We start from the raw sequence: 886 nt of genomic DNA, 5'->3' as shown, positions 1-886 counted from the left end.
CGATTATGCTTGGAAGATGAGTTGAGATCTTGTCACTTATATTTAATGATGAGCCTCTTCTTGTTTCCAAGAAGAGGCTTTTTTGTTTTTAGAAATATGGGTTCATTAGCCACAGTTTCAAATAGAAACGGGCATGAAAATATAAAAATAGAAGGAGTGTAAAAAATATTATGAGTAGAGTAAAAAGTTCGAATTTAGGTTATCCAAGAATTGGTGTAAAACGCGAATGGAAAAATTCACTGGAGCAGTTATGGGCAGGGAAACTAGAAAAAGAATCATTCTTAAAACAAATTGAGGAGATTCGTCTAAACAATCTGCAGAAACAAAAAGATTTAGGAATTGACTTGATACCAGTTGGAGACTTTAGCTTGTATGATCATGTGCTTGATACAGCCGTTATGTTCGGATTAGTACCGAATCGTTTTGAATACGACGGCGGTAAAGTATCACTTGAAACGTATTTTGATATAGCACGAGGCAATAAAGGTGCGGTTGCATCTGAAATGACAAAATGGTTTAACACAAACTATCACTATATTGTTCCAGAGCTTAATGAAGCAGTACCTACTCTTGTTGAAAACCGTCCACTTCAATTTTATAAAGAGGCTAAACAGAAACTTAATATCGAAGGAAAGCCTGTAATCTTAGGACCTATCACATTTGTAAAACTGTCAAAGGGTTATAAAGAAAGTGAGTTTAAAGCAGTTGTTGAAAAATTTGTACCGCTTTACGCTGACATTTTACGTGAATTACAAAAAGAAGGAGTAGAGTGGGTACAAATCGATGAACCGATTTTATCTACAACGATTTCCAAAGAAGATGTTGCGTTATTTAAGGATATCTATCAAACATTGCATGATGCAGCGCCAAACATAAAGCTGATATT

General features: G+C 34.9%; 1 protein-coding gene. It reads left to right on the top strand.

Features of this window, described 5'->3' with window-relative positions; all coding sequences use genetic code 11:
* Positions 1-170: 170 nt before the first annotated feature.
* On the top strand, positions 171-886 hold a 716-nt coding region (locus AC1DSL_RS18810), incomplete at its 3' end, for a uroporphyrinogen decarboxylase/cobalamine-independent methonine synthase family protein (protein ID WP_477533414.1).

This window comes from Paenisporosarcina sp. P4_D4, from assembly GCF_056401835.1.
The sequence above is the reverse complement of the archived record's forward strand: the minus strand, read 5'-3'. Positions and strand labels throughout refer to the sequence as shown.